This window comes from Arthrobacter sp. J156 (assembly GCF_056172865.1).
The window spans coordinates 2,631,809-2,650,182 of the sequence record NZ_CM149650.1 but is presented as its reverse complement, the minus strand read 5'-3'; the positions used below and the strand labels follow the sequence as shown (position 1 = coordinate 2,650,182).

General features: G+C 72.6%; 16 protein-coding genes. 9 read left to right on the top strand and 7 right to left on the bottom strand.

The features are described 5' to 3' along the window. Nucleotides 1–57: 57 nt before the first annotated feature. The 3 genes from AC0QR5_RS12170 to AC0QR5_RS12160 form a co-directional block, all read right to left on the bottom strand. Nucleotides 58–1,686 carry an ABC transporter substrate-binding protein gene (locus AC0QR5_RS12170; protein WP_329861997.1) on the bottom strand — a complete coding sequence of 543 codons (1,629 nt, stop codon included), beginning with the start codon at nt 1,684–1,686 and terminating at the stop codon, nt 58–60. 99 nt (nt 1,687–1,785) lie between these two features. Continuing rightward, nucleotides 1,786–3,483, bottom strand: a complete 1,698-nt coding sequence (gene murJ, locus AC0QR5_RS12165; protein ID WP_329861998.1) for a murein biosynthesis integral membrane protein MurJ — start codon at nt 3,481–3,483, stop codon at nt 1,786–1,788. Then, entirely contained in the window at nt 3,473–4,006 is a 534-nt protein-coding gene (locus AC0QR5_RS12160) for an NUDIX hydrolase (protein ID WP_329861999.1), read from the bottom strand. The genes murJ and AC0QR5_RS12160 overlap by 11 nt, the downstream gene beginning before the upstream one ends. Before the next feature lie 112 nt (nt 4,007–4,118). Here AC0QR5_RS12160 and AC0QR5_RS12155 point away from each other — a divergent pair, with 112 nt between their 5' ends. Together AC0QR5_RS12155 and AC0QR5_RS12150 are read left to right on the top strand one after the other, a co-directional pair. After that, the gene (locus AC0QR5_RS12155) at nt 4,119–5,567 is read left to right on the top strand and encodes a CCA tRNA nucleotidyltransferase (RefSeq protein WP_329862000.1); all 1,449 of its coding nucleotides are present in this window, start codon (nt 4,119–4,121) and stop codon (nt 5,565–5,567) included. Next, on the top strand, nt 5,560–6,150 hold the full coding sequence (locus AC0QR5_RS12150) for a histidine phosphatase family protein (protein ID WP_329862001.1): 591 nt from the start codon (nt 5,560–5,562) through the stop codon (nt 6,148–6,150). The genes AC0QR5_RS12155 and AC0QR5_RS12150 overlap by 8 nt, the downstream gene beginning before the upstream one ends. Before the next feature lie 6 nt (nt 6,151–6,156). Here the strand turns inward: AC0QR5_RS12150 and AC0QR5_RS12145 are convergent, their stop codons facing one another. Next, complete coding sequence (locus AC0QR5_RS12145; protein ID WP_329862002.1) at nt 6,157–7,398, bottom strand: DUF418 domain-containing protein; 1,242 nt, start codon at nt 7,396–7,398, stop codon at nt 6,157–6,159. 534 nt (nt 7,399–7,932) lie between these two features. Here AC0QR5_RS12145 and AC0QR5_RS12140 point away from each other — a divergent pair. Continuing rightward, nucleotides 7,933–8,079 carry a hypothetical protein gene (locus AC0QR5_RS12140; protein ID WP_329862003.1) on the top strand — a complete coding sequence of 49 codons (147 nt, stop codon included), beginning with the start codon at nt 7,933–7,935 and terminating at the stop codon, nt 8,077–8,079. Nucleotides 8,080–8,383: 304 nt separating this feature from the next. Beyond that, complete coding sequence (locus AC0QR5_RS12135; protein WP_329862004.1) at nt 8,384–10,069, top strand: formate--tetrahydrofolate ligase; 1,686 nt, start codon at nt 8,384–8,386, stop codon at nt 10,067–10,069. Here the strand turns inward: AC0QR5_RS12135 and AC0QR5_RS12130 are convergent. After that, nucleotides 10,053–10,568 carry a DUF2306 domain-containing protein gene (locus AC0QR5_RS12130; protein WP_329862005.1) on the bottom strand — a complete coding sequence of 172 codons (516 nt, stop codon included), beginning with the start codon at nt 10,566–10,568 and terminating at the stop codon, nt 10,053–10,055. The two genes, AC0QR5_RS12135 and AC0QR5_RS12130, sit on opposite strands and share 17 nt — an antisense overlap. A 127-nt stretch (nt 10,569–10,695) precedes the next feature. On the opposite strand from AC0QR5_RS12130, the gene AC0QR5_RS12125 reads away from it, so the two are divergent. After that, nucleotides 10,696–11,325 (top strand): MerR family transcriptional regulator, encoded by a 630-nt coding sequence (locus tag AC0QR5_RS12125; RefSeq protein ID WP_329862006.1) that lies wholly within the window; start codon nt 10,696–10,698, stop codon nt 11,323–11,325. A 45-nt stretch (nt 11,326–11,370) separates the two neighbouring features. On the opposite strand, the gene AC0QR5_RS12120 is transcribed toward AC0QR5_RS12125, so the two are convergent. Both AC0QR5_RS12120 and AC0QR5_RS12115 read right to left on the bottom strand, forming a co-directional pair. Next, a complete protein-coding gene (locus AC0QR5_RS12120) occupies nt 11,371–12,456 on the bottom strand; it encodes an inositol-3-phosphate synthase (RefSeq protein WP_329862007.1) in 1,086 nt (361 codons plus the stop codon). Nucleotides 12,457–12,521: 65 nt separating this feature from the next. Continuing rightward, entirely contained in the window at nt 12,522–13,400 is an 879-nt protein-coding gene (locus AC0QR5_RS12115) for a hypothetical protein (RefSeq protein ID WP_329862008.1), read from the bottom strand. A 94-nt stretch (nt 13,401–13,494) separates the two neighbouring features. Here AC0QR5_RS12115 and AC0QR5_RS12110 point away from each other — a divergent pair, with 94 nt between their 5' ends. The 4 genes from AC0QR5_RS12110 to AC0QR5_RS12095 are packed head-to-tail and all read left to right on the top strand — an operon-like array spanning nt 13,495 to nt 18,293. After that, nucleotides 13,495–14,973: a glycosyltransferase family 87 protein gene (locus tag AC0QR5_RS12110; RefSeq protein ID WP_329862009.1), complete on the top strand. Its 1,479-nt coding sequence runs from the start codon at nt 13,495–13,497 to the stop codon at nt 14,971–14,973. Continuing rightward, the gene (locus AC0QR5_RS12105) at nt 14,963–16,390 is read left to right on the top strand and encodes a phytoene desaturase family protein (RefSeq protein WP_329862010.1); all 1,428 of its coding nucleotides are present in this window, start codon (nt 14,963–14,965) and stop codon (nt 16,388–16,390) included. Before AC0QR5_RS12110 ends, AC0QR5_RS12105 begins: the two co-directional genes overlap by 11 nt. Next, nucleotides 16,387–17,673, top strand: coding sequence for a sensor histidine kinase (locus tag AC0QR5_RS12100; protein WP_329862011.1), 1,287 nt, complete (start codon nt 16,387–16,389; stop codon nt 17,671–17,673). Before AC0QR5_RS12105 ends, AC0QR5_RS12100 begins: the two co-directional genes overlap by 4 nt. Then, a complete protein-coding gene (locus AC0QR5_RS12095; protein WP_329862012.1) occupies nt 17,664–18,293 on the top strand; it encodes a response regulator transcription factor in 630 nt (209 codons plus the stop codon). The genes AC0QR5_RS12100 and AC0QR5_RS12095 overlap by 10 nt, the downstream gene beginning before the upstream one ends. Nucleotides 18,294–18,374: the final 81 nt, after the last annotated feature.

Below are 18,374 nucleotides of genomic sequence, written 5' to 3'. Positions count from 1 at the left end.
TCGAGTCTGCCCAGCACAACGGTACGGTGCCCGGCGGTATTCCCTGCCTCTGCTACGTCAGGACACCTTGATTTCGGCCACCTGCAGGCCATACGGCCGCGAGCTGTTGGCCGCGGATGCGAGCCGCGGGAGCTCGGTCACGTTGATGAACACGTATTGCGCCCGGGCCGGTCCGTCGCCCTCGCCGCTCACGGGAACGGTGACGGTCGGTCCCGTGAAGGAGCCGGAGGTGACCTCAGTGGCGGATCCGAGGTCGTCGCTGTTGCCGACTCGGATCTCGAACGCCCCGCCGCTGCCGTTGAGGCCGGAGAGCTCGACCTGCGAGACGTCGGATTCCTCCTCGAGCTCGACGACGAGCACCATGTTGGAGGCGAATCCGCCGAAGCGGGGCTGGGTGTAGGAGTAGGACGCGTAGATCGTGGCCGGGTTACCGTCGATCGCCCGCACGAGCGTCGAATCCGTGTCCGCGTTGAGCTCCTGGTTGCCCGGGACCACGCGGGTCAGACCCGCGATGACGGGCGTCACGGGCTCCACCTGCGGCGGCTCGGCGCTGCTGCTGCCGGGCTCGGAGCTCGTCGCGCCATCCGGCGAGGACTGGCTCGTCGTGTCGCCGGCGACGGGGCCCCCGTTGCGGGGCAGCAGGTTGTTGAAGGCGAAGACGACGGCGAGGATCAGCACGACGCCGAGGATGCCTCCGACCACGAGGCGCCCGATCCGGTTGCCGCCCTCCTGCTCGTCCTCTTCCTCGTAGTAGTCGTCCTCGGTGTTCTCGTATTCGTAGTCACGGGCCGCGGCGGGGAACACCGACGCGCGTCGCTCGTCCGGGGTGGGCTGGCGCGGCGCGGCGGGGACGGTCCCGAGCGCGCTCGTCGAATCGCCGGCCGGCTGCCCGATGGGCCCGGTCTCCTCCGGGGGTTCCTGGGCGTCGTCCCCGGTGTAGAGGGAGACCTTGTCGGAGGTCCGCGGCGGGGTGCTCGGGCGCGGGGGTACGACGCCGGAGCCGGGCTCGGGCGCGTCCGCCGCCTTCGGTTCGGGCTTCCGCGAGGATGCCGCGGCGGCACCGGCCGCAGCTGCGGCGCCGGCCGCGCCCACTGCACCCGCACCCGCACCCCGGGCGCGCCGGTCCGCGGAGGCGGCATCGGCGTCGTCCTGGTCCCCGTCCCGGCCCCGTCCGAGGCGGGCCTTCCAGCCGGACAGCTTCTCGCCCAGGTTCAGCTCGGGAAGCTTGTCCATCACGCCGGGACGGTTCTCCTCCTGCTCGGCGAGCTCGCGGTAGTACTCGTCGTCGTCCTCGTAGACCTGCGGCTCGTGGGAGCGGGCCACGCCGAAGATCTCCGAGCCCAGCGTGTCGGTGTAGAAGGGCTCGACGTAGGGGGCGTCGCGCTCGATCACGAGGTCCAGCAGGTCCGCGGCGTCCGCCGTATTGGTGATGAGGTACGTGGTCCCGTCGGAGATCCCCAGGTCCAGGACGTGCATGGCGCCGTAGCGTTCCCCCGTGGCGATCTCGCGCGCGCTCGTGGCGATCTGGCTCGCGTTACCGGCCGAGGCGACGAGGATGCTCACCCGCCGGTTCAGGACCTGGTCGACGCCGTCGAGGACCACGTCGCCGTCGGCGGACGTCAGGATGTGGTCCGTGACCTTGTAGCGGCCGCCGAGCACGGCTCCGACGTCGATGGGCTGCGACACTATGTACTCCCGGGGATCGGTGTGTGGGTAGGGTTCACCCGTTCACTGCTGTTTCCATGCTACCCGCGTGCGTCCGCTCCACCCGGGAACGGTCCGCGCTCAACGACGTCGTCGGCGGCCCGGGGCGGGGATCCGACGGGCCACGGGGCCCAGGAAGTCCTCGAGCTCCGGCACCCGCGCGTTGCGCAGCAGCACGAGGTATACGGCCGCCATCACGGCGCCGACCACCGCGCAGCTGACCAGGGCGCCCTGGATCGAGGACCATGCGAAGCCGCGCGAGTATCCGCCCAGGAGCCACAGCACCGCGGCGCCGGCAGCACCGGAGACCACGGCCATCCAGCCCACGCGCACGTAGGTGTCGATCACCCCTCCGACGCCGTAGCGCCCGTAGCGGCGCACCACCAGGACGTGGGCGATCACCGCGGAGAGGATGTTCGTGACGCCGAACAGCAAGGCCATGAAGACCGTGATCCGCGTGGCCGGCAGCAAGGCCGAGGCCGTGAACGCCGCGGCGAGCCCGGCGACGGCGACGACCGACTGGATGAGCATCGGGGTCTTCGTGTCCTCCTCCGCGTAGAAGACGCGGATCAGGAAGAAGTGCGCGCTCTTGAAGGGCAGCCCGAGCGCCGTCAGCAGGAGCAGCTGCCCGATCAGGGCGCCCTGCTCCGCGCTGTTCGGCGCCGTGCCGCCGAAGAGCCGGCCGAGCGGCCCGGCGAGGACCACGATGGCGACGGTCGCGAAGACCATCGGCACCGCCGTCGTCCGCAGTCCGTGGGAGAGCAGCTCCGGGATCCGCTTCCGCTCGCCGTCGTGGAATGCCCGGGTGAGCTCGTTGAAGAGGACCGTGGCGAGCGACAGGGCGAAGATCGAGTGCGGCAGGACCGTGATGAGCTGGGAGGTGTTGAGCGCGTATTCGCCCGCGACGGGGCCGCTGCCGGGCGGCAGTTGCTCGCGCGCCGCCGTGGCCTCGGAGACGAGGCGCGAGTAGAGCAGCGAGGCGATGTTGCCGACCGTCATCGACGCAAGGGTCCACGCGGCGATCCTGCCGACGTGGCGCAGGCCCATGCCGCGCCAGCCGAACGAGGGACGGATGTGCAGCCCCGTGCGGCGCAGCGGCAGGAAGAGGACGAGGGCCTGCAGGGCGATGCCCAGGGTCGAACCGCCGGCCAGGAGCACCGTCTGGGTGCCGGTCCAGGCCGCGAGCTGCCCCGGCTGGCCCGAATACGCGCCGAAGAGGCCGATGAAGGTGCCGATCACGGCGATCTGCACGACGTTGTTCACAACCGGCGCCCACATGTACGCGCCGAAGCGGCCGTGGGCGTTCAGGACCTGGCCCACGACGGCGTAGACGCCGTAGAAGAAGACCTGGGGCAGGCACCAGTAGGCGAACGCCGTGCCCAGGGCCAGCATGTCCGGTTGCCAGTTCAGGGTCAGTACCTTGATGATCGGCCCGGCCAGGAGCGTCAGCAGCACCGTCGCGGCGGCCATCACCACCACGGTGAGCGTGATCAGCTTCGAGGTGTACTCGGCGCCGCGGTCCGCGGCCTTGGAGGCCTTGATGAGCTGGGGGACGAGCACGACGTTGAAGATGCCGCCCGCGAGCAGCATGAAGATGATCGTCGGGATGACGTTGGCTTTTTCGAAGATGTCCGCGACGGGCGTCGCGGAGCCGATGGCGACGGCGAGCAGGGCGGTGCGGACGAAGCCGAGCACGCGCGAGACCGTGGTCCCGCTGGCCATGAGCGCGTAGGCCCTGGAGCGGCCGCCGGAGGCCGGGGTGTCCGGCCTAGTCGCCATGGCGCGGAAGGACGTCCCTGGCGAGCTCGGCGATGCGGCGCTCGTTGGGGAAGGACAGGCGCTTCCCCAGCTCGGCGATGGGCACCCAGGCGACGTCGACGGCCTCGTGGTCCGGGTCGTTGTCGATGGTCAGCTCGCCGCCCGTGGCCTCGAGCAGGAAGTGGTGGACGGTCTTGTGCACGCGGTAGCTCGTGACCGTGAACCAGTAGTCGATGCTGCCGAGTGGGGCCAGGACGCGTCCCGCGATCCCGGTCTCCTCCTCGACCTCCCGCACCGCGGCCTCCTCGTTGGACTCGCGTCCCTCGGGATGGCCCTTCGGCAGGCACCACTCGAGCCGTCCCCCGCGGTTGTACCGGGCGATGATCGCCACGGGCAGCTCCGGCCGGCCCAGGTCCACGACGACGCCGCCGGAGGAGACCTCCTCGACCGTCGGGAGGCTGTGGTGGCCCGGCTGCGCCTGCGCATGCGCCATTGACACAGTCAACGGCGTGCGCTTCGGGGCGCTGGGGACGGGATGGGCCATGCAGTCCACTCTAGCGATGTTTGCCGCCCCGGGTGCCGGACCCGTGGGGGGCCCGCGCGTCCGGCGGCGCGGGCGGGGCAATCGCGTGAAAGTCTGGCAAGGTTAAAGGACTATGCAGCAGCTTCCTCCGCCCTCCGCGCTCGAAGGGCTCCTTCCCGATGTGGTGTTCGAGCTGGCGCGCCGTTTCGCGGCGTCCGGCCACGAGCTCTCCCTCGTCGGCGGCCCCGTCCGCGACCTGTTCCTGGGGCGCGTGTCCCCGGACCTCGACTTCACGACGGACGCGACGCCGGACGGCACCCTCGAGGCGGTGGCGGGCTGGGCGGACGCGACGTGGGAGGTCGGGCGCGCCTTCGGGACGATCGCGCTGCGCAAGGGCGAGCACACCATTGAGGTCACGACGTACCGGGCGGAGGCCTACGACCCCGCCTCGCGCAAACCACGGGTGGCCTTCGGGACCTCGCTCGAGGACGACCTCTTCCGCCGGGACTTCAGCATGAACGCGATGGCCCTGCGCCTGCCCTCGCTCGAGCTCGTGGACCCGTTCGGCGGCTACACGGACCTCGCGGCGGGCGTGATCCGGACCCCCGGGGCCGCCGAGTCCTCCTTCTCCGACGACCCCCTGCGCATGATGCGCGCGGCGCGGTTCGCGTCCCAGCTGGGCGTCCGCGTCTCCGACGGGGTGCGTGCCGCGATGACGGGGATGGCGGATCGGATCGGGATCATCTCCGCCGAGCGCGTCCGCGACGAGCTCGTCAAGCTCGTCAACGGGGCCGCGCCGCGGGCGGGTGTGGACCTGCTCGTGGAGACGGGTCTGGCGGACCACGTCCTGCCCGAGGTCTCCGCGCTGCGCCTTGAGCTCGACGAGCACCACCGGCACAAGGACGTCTACCAGCACTCCCTGCAGGTGCTCGAGCAGGCCGCCTCCCTCGAGTCCGGTCCGGACGGGCCCGTGCCCGGTCCGGACTTCGTCCTGCGTTTCGCGGCACTCATGCACGACGTCGGCAAGCCGGCGACGCGGCGCTTCGAACCGTCCGGGGCGGTCTCCTTCCGCCACCACGACGCCGTCGGTTCCAAGCTGGTCAAGAAGCGGATGCGTGCGCTGCGCTTCGACAACGACACCATCAAGGCCGTCGCCCGGCTCGTGGAGCTGCACATGCGCTTCTACGGCTACGGGGACGCCGGATGGACGGACTCCGCGGTGCGCCGCTACGTCACGGACGCCGGCCCGTACCTTGAACGGTTGCACCGGCTGACCCGCTCCGACGTCACCACGCGCAACCGCCGCAAGGCCGAACGACTCGCGTTCGCCTACGACGACCTCGAGAAGCGCATCGCCGAGCTTGCCGAGCAGGAGGAGCTCGACGCCGTCCGCCCCGACCTCGACGGCGGCGCCATCATGGAGCTTCTGGGCCTGGAGCCCGGGCCCGTCGTGGGCCGCGCCTATCGCCACATGCTCGAGATGCGCCTCGAGAACGGCCCCATGGACCGGCCGGCCGCCGAGGCCGTGCTGCGTGCCTGGTGGTCCGGACAACCCGAAGCAAAGGAACCCACCCATGAATGAGCTGCCCCGCCTCTGGCTGCTGCGCCACGGCGAGACCGAATGGTCCCGCAGCGGCCAGTACACGGGCCTGACCGACCTTCCCCTGACGGCCGAGGGCGAGGAGCAGGCGCGCGGCGCGGGCGGCCGACTGGCCGCGGTGCGCGAGGCCGGTACCGCCTTCGACCTGGTCATGACGAGCCCGCTGCAGCGGGCCCGGCGCACGGCCGAGCTGGCCGGATTCCCGGACGCCGAGCAGGTTCCGTGGGCCCACGAATGGGACTACGGCGGATACGAGGGCGTGAACTCGGCGGACGTGCGGGCGGAGAACCCCTCCTACCTGATCTGGGACGACGGCGTGCCCGGGGGCGAGACCCTCGAGCAGGTCGGGGCCCGGGCGGACAGCGTGATCGACCGCGTCCGCACCGAGCTCGCCGGAGGAGGCAACGCGCTCCTGGTCTCCCACGGCCACTTCTCCCGCGTCGTCACGGCCCGCTGGCTCGGGCTCGACGCCGGCTACGGCCGGCACTTCATCCTCGGGACCGCCGGCCTGTGCCGTCTCGGCTGGGACAAGCGCTCCCCGGCGATCGAGGCCTGGGGGCTGTAGGCGCGGCTACGCGGCGGTGTCCGCGGACCGCGGCGCCCACGTGGGGCGGCGCCAGTAGGTGGCTGCCCGCAAGAGCCCTTCCACGGGCCCGTAGCCAAAGCGCGCCATCCACAGGGCGCTCACGGCGAGCTGCAGGGCGTAGACCCCGAGGCACAGCGCGACGACGGAGCCGGGGTGCAGGGCGCCCGCCAGATCCAGCCCGTAGTCCGTGAACACGAGGCACATCACCACGGACTGGGCGAGGTAGTTGCTCAGGGCCATGCGCCCGGCGGGCGCGAGGGCAGCGCGCAGCCGGCCGCCCGGCGCGGTCCGGAAGGCGAGCAGCAGCAGACAGACGTAGGCGGCGGTGAGGAACGGACCCGTCAGGGTCGACGCGGCGAACGCGGCCACGAAGCCGGTGTAGGACTGGGAAAGCTCGGCGCCCCAGGCGCTGACCGCTGCGCCGGGCAGGCCCACGGCCAGGCCGGTCAGCGCGGTCCGGCGCAGCGTGCGCGGGGTGATGCCGCGTTCCAGGAGCCGGGCCTTGCCGGAGGCGAGGCCGAGGAAGAAGAGCCCGAGCACCAAGGGGACCTGGCCGACCAGGATGCCGCCCAGGGTGGTCGGGTAGAGGGCGAGGTTGGAGGCCAGGTGCCCTTCCTCCGCCGGACGTGCCGCCGCCTCGAGCGCGGCGGTGAACGCGGGATCGGAGGCCAGCCACGGCTCGATCAGGGCCATGAGGCCGGCCAGGAGGCCCATCAGGACGCCGATGGCCGCCACGATCCAGATCCCGAGGCGCGTGGCCGTGCGGACGCGGATCGCGCGGGAGGCGAGCAGGACGGCGCCGCCGATCGCGTAGCCCACGAGGATGTCGCCCGTGAAGAGCAGCAGGCCGTGGGCCAGGCCGAGGGCCAACAGGGAACCGAAGCGGCGCAGGGCGACGGGAACGATGTCCTGCCCCCGTTGGTGGCACGCGTTCCAGAGCAGGACGAAGCTGTAGCCGAAGAGGAACGAGAAGAGGATGTAGAACTTCCCGGTGAACAGCGCGGCGACGAACGCGAGGACGGCCGTCCCGGCCGGGTCCTGCGGCGTGGGGAGCCCCTCGAAGCGGGCCGGATCGGCGAAGAACTGCACGTTGACCAGGAAGATCCCCAGCAAGGCGAAGGCCCGGAGCGCGTCGAGTTCGGCGAGGCGCCGGACCGCCGTTGCGCCAGCCGGGAGACCGGCGTCGCTGGACCCTGCGGCCAAGGGGGACTGCTGCTGTTCGCTCATGCCTCCAGCGTAGGAAGCCCGTCGCCGACGCGAACCGCCCGGAAGGACGATCTTCGGCGTCAGCCTCAAGGATCACGTCGCCACGGCACCCTGACCCGCCATGCCTGAAGCGCGGTGGCGGGGCGAAGCCTCCCGTTTCCCGGCGGCACGGGAACCGTTCGTTCGGCGTGTCGTGCGGGACACGCCGGGAGTCGATGGATTTATCCGGGAATTCCCTCCGGGGGCTGGCGGTGCATGAGGATCGTGATGTACCTTTGAACCTGTGATTGAGAAGTCTCAATGAGACTTGCACGGTCACAGGACCAGATCGGACCGCCGGCTTGCCGGCCTGTTCACCTGAAGGAGGTGGGAATCGTGATGAACAACTTGGACTTCGGCGGAGTGTTTACCGCTCCGACCGGCATCGGCCGTCGTGCCCGTGCCATCGCACCCGCCTCTGGAACAGCGCCCCGCTAGAACCGCGCACCAGCCGTCCCGACGGACGCTGCTCCCGAGGCCTCCCCATCCCAGAGGTTCTCAGCAGGAAGAGCAGCGATGTCCGCCCAATCCACCACCCCCACCCTGACCCCGGCGCGTTCCGCCGAGTTCATCTTCTCCGGCCCCGAGGTGCTCAGCGCCCGGCCGGCGAAGCGCACGCCGGCCCTGCCGGCGATGTCCCTTCGATCCCAGGATCGGAGGTGATGCAGATGCAGCAGCGACGGCACAAGCGGGACCGGACGACCACCCGGTTCAACCCGCAGCCCCGTACCCGCCACGAGTCACAGCTACCCGTGGAAATGCTCTACCGCCTTCGTTAGGCGGGCACGCCGCCGGCACCGCCGGCCAGTTCAGCGGCCCACCCAGGAGGAGACATGAGACGACTGCCAGCACCGACCGCAAAGCCCGCCGGCTTGACCGGCGGGCTTTGCCGCGTCCGGGGGTCCTGATTGGTAGCTTGGTTGCAGCGCCGCGGAGACCCCGGGGCCCCAGGACAGGAACGGAATCCATGACAACGACGTCCGGAACCGACATGAACGACCTCGCGATCGCGCAGCGGGCCACGCTGCGTCCCATTGCGGACATCGCCGCCGCGGCGGGCATCCCGGCCGAGGCGCTCGAGCCCTATGGGCGGGCCAAGGCGAAGATCGACGTGGGACGCCTGCCCGCCGCGACGGGGGAACCGGGGCGGGTGGTCCTGGTCAGCGCCATGTCCCCGACTCCCGCCGGCGAGGGCAAGTCCACGGTCACGGTCGGGCTCGGAGACGCCCTCGCCCTCACGGGGCACCGGACCATGATCGCCCTGCGCGAGCCGTCGCTGGGGCCGATCTTCGGGATCAAGGGCGGCGCCACGGGCGGCGGATACTCGCAAGTGCTCCCGATGGAGGACATCAACACCCACTTCACGGGTGACTTCCACGCGATCACGAGCGCCAACAACCTCCTCATGGCGCTCGTGGACAACCACCTGCACCAGGGCAACGAGCTCGGGATCGATCCGCGGCGGATCACCTTCAAGAGGGTCCTGGACATGAACGACCGCGCGCTGCGCAACATCGTGATCGGCCTGGGCGGCCCCACGGAGGGGATGCCACGCGAGGACGGCTTCGACATCACCGTGGCCTCCGAGGTCATGGCGGTCTTCTGCCTCGCGACCGGCCTGGAGGACCTCAAGGAGCGGCTCGGCCGGATGACCATCGGCTACACCTTCGACCGCCGCCCGGTCTCCGTCGCGGAGCTCGGGGCAGAGGGCGCCATGGCCATGCTGCTCAAGGACGCCGTGAAGCCCAATCTCGTCCAGACCATCGCCGGCACCCCGGCGCTCATCCACGGCGGACCGTTCGCCAACATCGCGCACGGCTGCAACTCGGCGATCGCCACGAACACGGCCCGCCGCCTCGCCGACGTCGTCGTCACCGAGGCGGGCTTCGGCTCGGACCTCGGGGCCGAGAAGTTCATGGACATCAAGGCGAGGTACGCCGGGTGCCAGCCGTCCGCCGTCGTCCTCGTGGCCACCGTCCGGGCGCTGAAGATGCACGGCGGCGTCCCCAAGGACCGCCTCGCGGGCGAGGACGTCGAGGCCGTGCGGGCGGGACTGCCGAACCTGGCCCGGCACGTGGAGAACATCCGGCGCTTCGGGGTGGAGCCGATCGTGGCCGTCAACCGCTTCGGCGCCGACACGGCCGCGGAGCTCGACGCCGTGACGGGCTGGTGCGCGGAGCACGGCGTCCGCGCGGCCGTCGCCGACGTGTGGGCGCGCGGCGGCGACGGTGGTCGCGAGCTGGCCGCGCACGTCGCCGACGCGCTCGCCTCGCAGGAGTCGGCGCGCCCGCTCTATCCGCTCGAGCTGGGGGTCGAGGAGAAGATCGGGCTCATCGTGCGCGAGCTCTACCGCGGCGGGACCGTCGAGTTCTCGGCCGCTGCCCGCCGCCGGCTCGGGGAGATCCGCGCCAACGGCTGGGACACCCTGCCGGTGTGCATGGCCAAGACGCAGTACTCGTTCTCCGACGACGCCTCCCTCCTCGGCGCGCCCGAGGGCTTCACGCTGCACGTGAGGGACCTGATCCCCAAGACGGGGGCGGGCTTCATCGTCGCACTGACGGGCAGCGTCATGACCATGCCCGGGCTGCCGAAGCAGCCGGCCGCCCATCGCATGGACGTCGACGCCGAGGGAAACATCACGGGGCTGTTCTAGCCCGGTCCGGCTGGCGGCCGGCGGGCGGCGGGGTCAGCGCCGGGGCGGCGCGGAACGTGGCCACCAGGGCGGCCGCGGTGGCCAGGACGACCGCGACGCCGATGCCGAGCGTGGCCGGGTACTGGGCGGCCAGCTCGGGGATCGAACGTCCGGGAACCGCCGTGGCGAAGCCGAACGCCGCGACCGTTCCCAGATACGAGCCCAGCATGTTGTAGCGGTGCGCCGGCACATTGCCGCGCAGGATCGAGAACACGCCGAGGCCCACCGAGAACAGGGTCCAGAGGGCCAGGACGTGGAGCCAGGAGAATCCATGGCCGATCCAGAAGCTGCTGACGCAGACCACCGCCATCGCGGCGACCCACGATCGCCCGACGGCCCGGTGAAGCCTGTCGCGTCGTCGGCGCAGCAGCTGGAACGGGCCGAGCACCAGGACGTAGGCAGCAGCCACGGCGTGGAGGTAGACCACCGGTTGGGTCAAGAGCGGATTCTGGCCGTCCATGCTTATAGGATAGTTACACTATCCAGCTGGGGGAAGCAGGATCTTCGCGGGCGCGCGCACTCTCCACGGGAGCCTGTGGCCCGGAGGGCAGCGGAATGAGGACAACGGAATCCACGTCGAAGGGAGCATGATGAAGCTCAGCGAACTCGCGGCGCACACGGGCGCCAGCACCGCGAGCCTGAAGTTCTACCTGCGCGAGGGGCTCCTGCCGCCGGGCGAGGCGGTCCACGCGACCCTCGCCGACTACGGTCAGCGCCACGTGGACCGCGTCGAGATGATCCGGGCCCTCCGCTCGGTGGCCGGACTGTCGATCGGCGCCCTCCGCGGCGTCGTCGAACGCATCGACGTCGGGGATCCCCTCGAGCTGCTCGGCTATGTCCAGGCGGCCGTGCTGGGACTGGACCAGGACGCGGTGGACGCGCCGGCGTCGGACCCCGCAGCCGACGCGCTCGAGGCGCGGCACGGATGGGGTGGGCCCGGCGGCGCCGCGCACGCCGCCTTGCGGGCCCAGCTCGCGCTCATGCGCTCCCTGGGGGCCGAGCCCGTGCCCGGCCGGCTCGACGTCTACGCCCGCGCGGTCCAGCAGATCGCCGAGGCGGACCTCGCGACCTCCCTGCGGACCGCCGGAGAACGCGGCCTCGAACAGATGGTCATCGAGGCCGCCACCGCGATGCACCTGCAGAACGGCCTCCTGGTCCGGATGCTCGCCGTCGCCCAGGCCAGCCAGGCCGGGCGCCGATTCGGCGCCGAACAGTAGGGCCCCGGCGCGTGCCGGGGCCCTACGCCGCCGTGAAGTTGCGGGTCAGCGCTCCACGTCGCCGCGGATGAAGGCCTCGACCTTCTCGCGCGCGGCGTCGTCGTTGTACTGCTCCGGCGGGGACTTCATGAAGTAGGACGACGCCGAAAGCAGGGGGCCGCCGACGCCCCGGTCCAGGGCGATCTTGGCCGCGCGGACCGCGTCGATGATCACGCCCGCGGAGTTCGGGGAGTCCCAGACCTCGAGCTTGTACTCGAGCGAAACGGGCGCGTCGCCGAAGTTGCGTCCCTCGAGGCGCACGAACGCCCACTTGCGGTCGTCGAGCCAGGAGACGTAGTCCGACGGGCCGATGTGGACGTCGTCGTCGCCGAGCACGGCCGAGGTGTTGGACGTGACGGCCTGCGTCTTGGAGACCTTCTTCGACTCGAGGCGGTCGCGCTCGAGCATGTTCTTGAAGTCCATGTTGCCGCCGACATTGAGCTGGTAGGTGCGGTCCAGGACGACGCCGCGGTCCTCGAAGAGGCGGGCCATGACGCGGTGCGTGATGGTCGCGCCGATCTGGGACTTGATGTCGTCACCGACGATCGGCACTCCCGCGGCCGTGAACTTGTCCGCCCACTCGCGGGTCCCCGCGATGAAGACGGGCAGGGCGTTGACGAACGCGACGCCGGCGTCGATCGCGGCCTGCGCGTAGAACTTCGCCGCCTCCTCCGAGCCCACGGGCAGGTAGCAGACCAGGACATCGACCCGGGCCTCCTTGAGCGCGGCGACCATGTCCACGGGCGCCTCGGCGGACTCCTCGATGGTCTGGCGGTAGTACTTGCCCAGGCCGTCGAGGGTGTGGCCGCGCTGGACCGTGACGCCCGTGGCCGGGACGTCGGCGATCTTGATGGTGTTGTTCTCGCTCGCGAGGATCGCGTCGGCGAGGTCGAGTCCGACCTTCTTCGCGTCGACGTCGAACGCCGCGACGAACTCGACGTCGCCCACGTGGTACGCCCCGAACCGCACGTGCATCAGGCCGGGGACCGTGGCCTCCGGATCCGCGTCCTTGTAGTACTCGACGCCCTGGACGAGCGACGCGGCGCAATTGCCGACGCCGATGATTGCTACCCGGATGGGGTGTGACGACACGGGGGACTCCTCAGCAGAAACTCGTGGAAAAGCGGCGCGCCGAACGGGCCGGGGCCGCTAAGAGTCTAAGTCAGAAGGCCTTGGCGGTATTCCCGCGGATCCATCAGGTGGACGCCCCGGAGGCCAAGGAATCCAAGGAAGGGCGCGAGCGCCGAGGACCGCTCGGCGAGCAGCTGGTGTCCTCGTCGCAGCCTGTCCAGCAAGGCGACGACCGGTGCCGTGTCCCTTTCGACGTGCACTCCGGGGATGGCGTCGACCGCCGCGAGCATCGTCGAGGAGTCCTCCGTGGCGGCGAGGTAGACGACGCCGGAATCCGAGGCCAGGACGGTCAGAAGCGCCATGGTGTCGCCTATCGGGCGCCGCTGGAGAAGGTCTCCGACGACCACGAGCCGCTGGATCCACGGACGAGGGTCCGGCCGGCCCGGCCAGCACTCGAAGCGTTGTTCCTCCCATCGGCCGCCGCGCCCCGCGAACTCGCGGAGGACGACGGGTTCCACGGACAGTCCCGAGGTCAGCACGAGCCGGCCGGCCCGGAGGAGCCCGGTCATTCCGTCGGGGATGCCGGTGCCCCGCGACAGGGCCGGCACGAGCTGCTGGAGCGAGGTTCCGTCGTCGATGACGACGCCCTCGGCGGATCCGGAGTCGAGCACAGGGCGGATGGCGTGCCAGGTCCCGGGGGCCGCGACCCAGCGGTCGGGGGCATCCCCGTCGGCGAGGTGCGCATGAGCAGCCCCGCCCCTGACGTGCAGACCCCGGGGCGGGCAGGGGAGCAGGGCGTCGGCCCATGCGCCCGAGAAGGGGTGGAGGATTTCCGTCCGGTGGCCCAGCAGTCCGGCCTCGTGGGCGGCGACGACGCACACGAGCTGTTCCGGCGACTGGACCCAGGCCCGGGCCAGTCCGCTGCGCGGCCGCGCGACTTCTGGCCTTCCGGCGTCCCTGCTCACCCGACACACTCTAGGAGTGCCGGATGACGCAGCGGCCACGGACGGGTGAAGTTTGGTCGGCCGCACCGGGTGCGGCGCCGATAGGCTGGTCCGTATGCACCCGACCACGAGCCACACCCCTCCGGAGCCGCGCCGCGGCCCCGTGCGGATCACGGTTCCGAGCCGCAACGACCCGCTGCTGCGCCGGCTCGTCGAGGTGCTCGGGGGCCCGCTGGGCCGCCACACCGATCCCGGTCGCGTGAGCCCGGGGTTCTGGACCATCGAGCGCGTGCTCATCCTGATGACCACCGTCGCCGCCCTCGCGGCCGTCGGCGCGAAGAACATGTGCCGCACGCAGGGCTGGGGCGGCACCAACAGCTACATCTGGGCGTGCTACTCCGATTGGCCGGCGCTCTTCCACGCCCGCGGCTTCGCCGAGAACGCGTTCGCGCCCTTCGCGGCCGGGGCACAGTTCGAGTACCCCGTCCTGATGTCCGTCGTCGCGAGCCTGACGGCCCTGATGGTCGTGCCCGGGGACTACGACCGCTCGCTCGCGTTCTTCGACCTCAACGTCTTCTTCGTCGCGGCCCTGTGGATCGCCACGGTCGTGGCGACCGCCCGCGCCGCGGGCCGCCGCCCGTGGGACGCCGCCCTGGTGGCCGTCGCGCCCGGCATGATCCTGGCCTCGACGATCAACTGGGACCTGTGGGCCGTGGCCCTGCTGGCCTTCGCCGTGCTGGCGTTCGCACGGAACGAGCCGTTCCTCGCGGGCGTGCTCGTGGGCCTCGGCATGGCGATGAAGCTCTACCCCGTCCTGTTCCTCGGCGCGGTCGTGGTCCTCGCGTTGCGCACGGGCCGGCTCCGCCCGCTCCTGGCCACCGCGGGCGGCGCGGCGGCCTCCTGGCTCGCCGTGAACCTGCCGTTCATGCTCTCCAACCCGGCGGCGTGGTCCCACTTCTGGGAGTTCACCCGCGACCGCGAGGCGGGACTGTCCTCGCTGTGGCACGCCTGGAACGTCGCGGGGGCCGCCGTGCCGGGGGCTCCGCAGCTTAGTGCGGAGTTCATCAACTCCGCGGCGTTCTGGCTCTTCCTGCTCAGCTGCGCCGGCATCGCCGCGCTCGGCCTCGCCGCGCCCCGCCGCCCGCGGCTGGCGCAGCTGCTGTTCCTGATCGTCGCCGCGTTCGTCCTCGTCAACAAGGTCTACTCGCCCCAATTCGTGGTGTGGCTGATCCCGCTCGCCGCGCTCGCGTGGCCGCGCTGGCGGGACTTCCTCGCGTGGCAGCTCGCGGAGGCGCTGCACTTCTGGGCGATCTGGATGTACCTCTACGCCAACGCGGCCGACATTCAGGAGCAGCACACCTTCCCCACGGCCTTCTACGTCCTCGCCGTCGCCGGTCATATGCTTGCCACGGCATACATCATGTACCGGGTCGCTCGCAGTATGCTCCACCCGGAGGAGGACCCCGTGCGGCGCGTGGGCCAGGACGATCCCCAGGCGGGCCCCTTCGCGGGCGCGCCGGACCGCTTCACCCTTGGCGGCGCCCTCGGGGCGCTCCGGCAACGGGCCGGCCGGGAGCCGCGCGGTGGCGCCTGAACCGGGCGGCCGCGCCGACGCCGCGGTCGTGGGCTCCGGCCCCAACGGCCTCGCCGCGGCGCTGACCCTGGCCCGCGCGGGGCTCTCCGTGCGCGTCTACGAGGCCAACGCGACCGTGGGCGGGGCCGCGCGCACGCTCGCCTGGGCTGGGACGGGGGCGGTGTACGACGCCGGCTCGGCCGTCCACCCGATGGCCCTCGCCTCCCCCTTCTTCCGTGCGTCGGGCGTCCTGGACCGCGTCCGCTTCGCCGTCCCGGAGGCGTCCTACGCCCACGTGCTGCCGGGCCGGGCGGCGATCGCCTGGCGGAGCCTCGAGCGCACCGTCGACGGGCTCGGCGCAGAGGGCCCGGCGTACCGGCGGCTCGTCGGCCCGCTCGTCGACCGCGTTCCGGAGCTCGCGGAGCTCCTCCTGCACCCGCTGCTGCGCCTTCCGCGCCCGTCGACCCTGCCGGCCGCGGCGCTCTTCGCGGCCCGCGCGGGGATCCTGGCCCTGCGCGATCCCCTGCCGGCCCGCGCGGCCGCCCTCCTCGCCGGCGTCCGCGCCCACACCGCGGGAGGCTCGCGCGGCCCGGCCGCGCAAGGCGCCGCCTTGATCCTCGCGGCGACGGCGCACGCGGGGGGCTGGCCCGTGCCGATCGGTGGCTCGCAGGCCGTCACCGACGCCCTTGCCGGGCTCCTCGCCGCGCACGGGGGCCACATCGAGACCGGCCGCCGGATCGCCGACCGGCGCGAGATCCCCGAGCCCGTCGTCCTCTTCGCAACCTCACCCGGCGACCTGGCCCGCGCCGTCCCCGCCCTGCCCGACCGCTACCGGGAGCGGCTGCTGCGCACGCGCCGGGGGCCGGGCTCCGCCGTCGTCCACTTCCTCCTCGACGGCCCCGTCCCGTGGGCCGATCCGGAGCTCGGCCGCGCCGGGACCGTCCACCTCGGCGGCAGCGCGTCCGCCGTCGCCGCCGCCGAGCGCCGGGCCCGCCACGTGCCGCCCCGGGAACCGTTCGTCCTGCTCTCGCAGCCCGGGGTCGTGGACCCCTCGCGCGCCCCGGAGGGCCGCCACGTCGTCTGGAGCTACACCCACGTGCCGCACGGCCACCCCGGGGATCCGGCGGAGGCGGTGGCCGACGTCGTCGAGGCCGCGGCCCCGGGCTTCCGCGACCGGGTGCTGGCCACCCGGAGCGACACCGCCCCCGCGCTGCAGGCCGCGAACGCCAACCTCGTCGGCGGGGACATCGCGGGCGGCGCCGTGGACCTCGCCGGAATGCTCGCCCGCCCCGTGCCCGGACCAGAGCCGTGGCGCACCCCCGTTCCCGGCGTCTACCTGTGCTCCTCCTCGACCCCGCCGGGGCCCGCCGTCCACGGGATGTGCGGCCACCTCGCCGCCCGCAGCGCGCTGCGCCACGAGTTCGGGATCACCGCATGAGCGCCGGGGCCCCCACCGCCGGCGCGGCCGTGCTGCGCGTGCTGCGCCTCGGCCTGCACGTCGGCTTCGCGTCCCTGCTCGCCGTGGGCCTGATCCGCGTCGCCGCGACGGAGGGGACCGCGAGGGCCGCGTGGGCGGCCGTCGTGGCCGCCGCCCTCGGCGGCGTCTACCTCGCCGGGACGGTCTGGGAGCACCGCTTCGCCACGGGCCGCGCGGGCGACCCGGGACGCCATGCGCGGACCTGGCTCGCCGCCGTCGTCCTCCTCTGGCTCGTGCTCATGGCGATGCACCCGGACTTCAGCTGGCTCGCGTTCCCGCTCTTCTTCCTGCAGCTGCACCTGCTCTCCCGCCCGGCCGCGGTCTCCGCGGTGTGCCTGACGACGGCGGCCGTCGTCGCCGGGCAGTGGTTCCACGCGGGATCCCCGAGCCTGCCGATGCTCGTCGGCCCCGTCGTCGGGGCCGTGTTCGCCGTCGTCATGGCCATGGCCTACCGGGCGCTCTACGAGGAGTCAGTGGCGCAGCACCGCGCGCTCGAGGAGCTGCGCCGGGCCCGCGCGGCCCTCGCCCGGGAGCAGCACCGGGCCGGGGTCCTCGCCGAGCGCACCCGGCTGGCCCGCGACATCCACGACACGCTCGCGCAGGGCTTCTCGAGCATCGTGCTGCTCGCCCGCGCCGCGGACCACGCGCTCGCCGCGGGCGACGCGCCGCTGGCAGCCCAACGGCTCGAAACGGTCGGGGAGGTCGCCTCGCAGAACCTCGCGGAGGCCCGGGAGTTCGTCCGCGGCGCCGCGCCCTCCGCCCCGGACGGCGGGGCCCTGGACGCGGCGGGGCTCGCGGCCCGGCTGGGGGCGCTCTGCGCCGCGGCGGAACGGACGGCGGAGCCGGGCGGGGGCCTGGACTGCCACTTCCGCCAGGACGGCGAAGCGCGCCTCCTCCCGCAGGAGACGGCCCGGACGCTCGTGCGCGCCGCCCAGTCCTGCCTCGCCAACGTCGTCGCCCATGCGGGCGCCCGCCGCGCGGTCGTGACCCTCGGCTACCTCCCGGGCGAGGTCGTCCTGGACGTGTACGACGACGGGGCCGGCTTCGATCCCGCCGCGCTGCCTTCCGCGCCCCGCGCCGACGGGACGGGGTTCGGCCTGGCCTCCCTGCGGGAGCGCGTCGCCGGGCTCGGGGGCAGCCTCGAGGTCGACGCGGCGCCCGGGGACGGCACCGGCGTCGGAATCCGCCTGCCCGCCCCCGCTGACGGCGTTGACGGCGGAACCGGGGGTGCGCCATGGACCTGAGGCTCCTGCTCGTCGACGACCACCCGGTGGTCCGCGCGGGCCTCAAGGCGGTGCTCTCCGAGCAGGCGGGGCTCGAGGTCGCCGCGGAGGCGGCGGACGGGGCGGCCGCCCTCGCCGAGCTCGCGCGCCTGGCGACGCTGGGCACACCCGTCGACGTCGTCCTCATGGACCTGCAGATGGCGGGGCTGGACGGCGTCGAGGCCACGCGCCGGATCCGCGCCGCCTCCGGTCCCCCCGTCCTCATCCTCACGACGTACGACGCCGACGCCGACATCCGCTCCGCCCTCGACGCCGGGGCGGCCGGCTACCTCCTCAAGGACGCTCCGCTGGCCGAGCTCGCGGCCGCCGTCCGCGCGGCCGCGGCGGGCCGGCGGGTCCTCGCCCCCGGGCTGGCCGCCCGGCTCGGGCCCGCCCGCAACGACCCCGGGGACCTGAGCCCGCGGGAGTCGGAGACCCTCCAACTGCTCGCCCGCGGGCTCGCGAACCGGGAGATCGCCCGCGAGATGTTCATCTCCGAGGCCACGGTGAAGACCCACCTCGTCCACATCTACGCCAAGCTCGGCGTCGAGAACCGCACCGCGGCCATCGACGCGGCCCGGCAGCGGCGCCTCATCCGCTGAGGCCACGCGGGCCCGGCCGCGTCCTCCGGAAGGGTGAGGCGGTGCCGGCCCAAGATCATCCGCCCGGGCGGCGACGCGGGC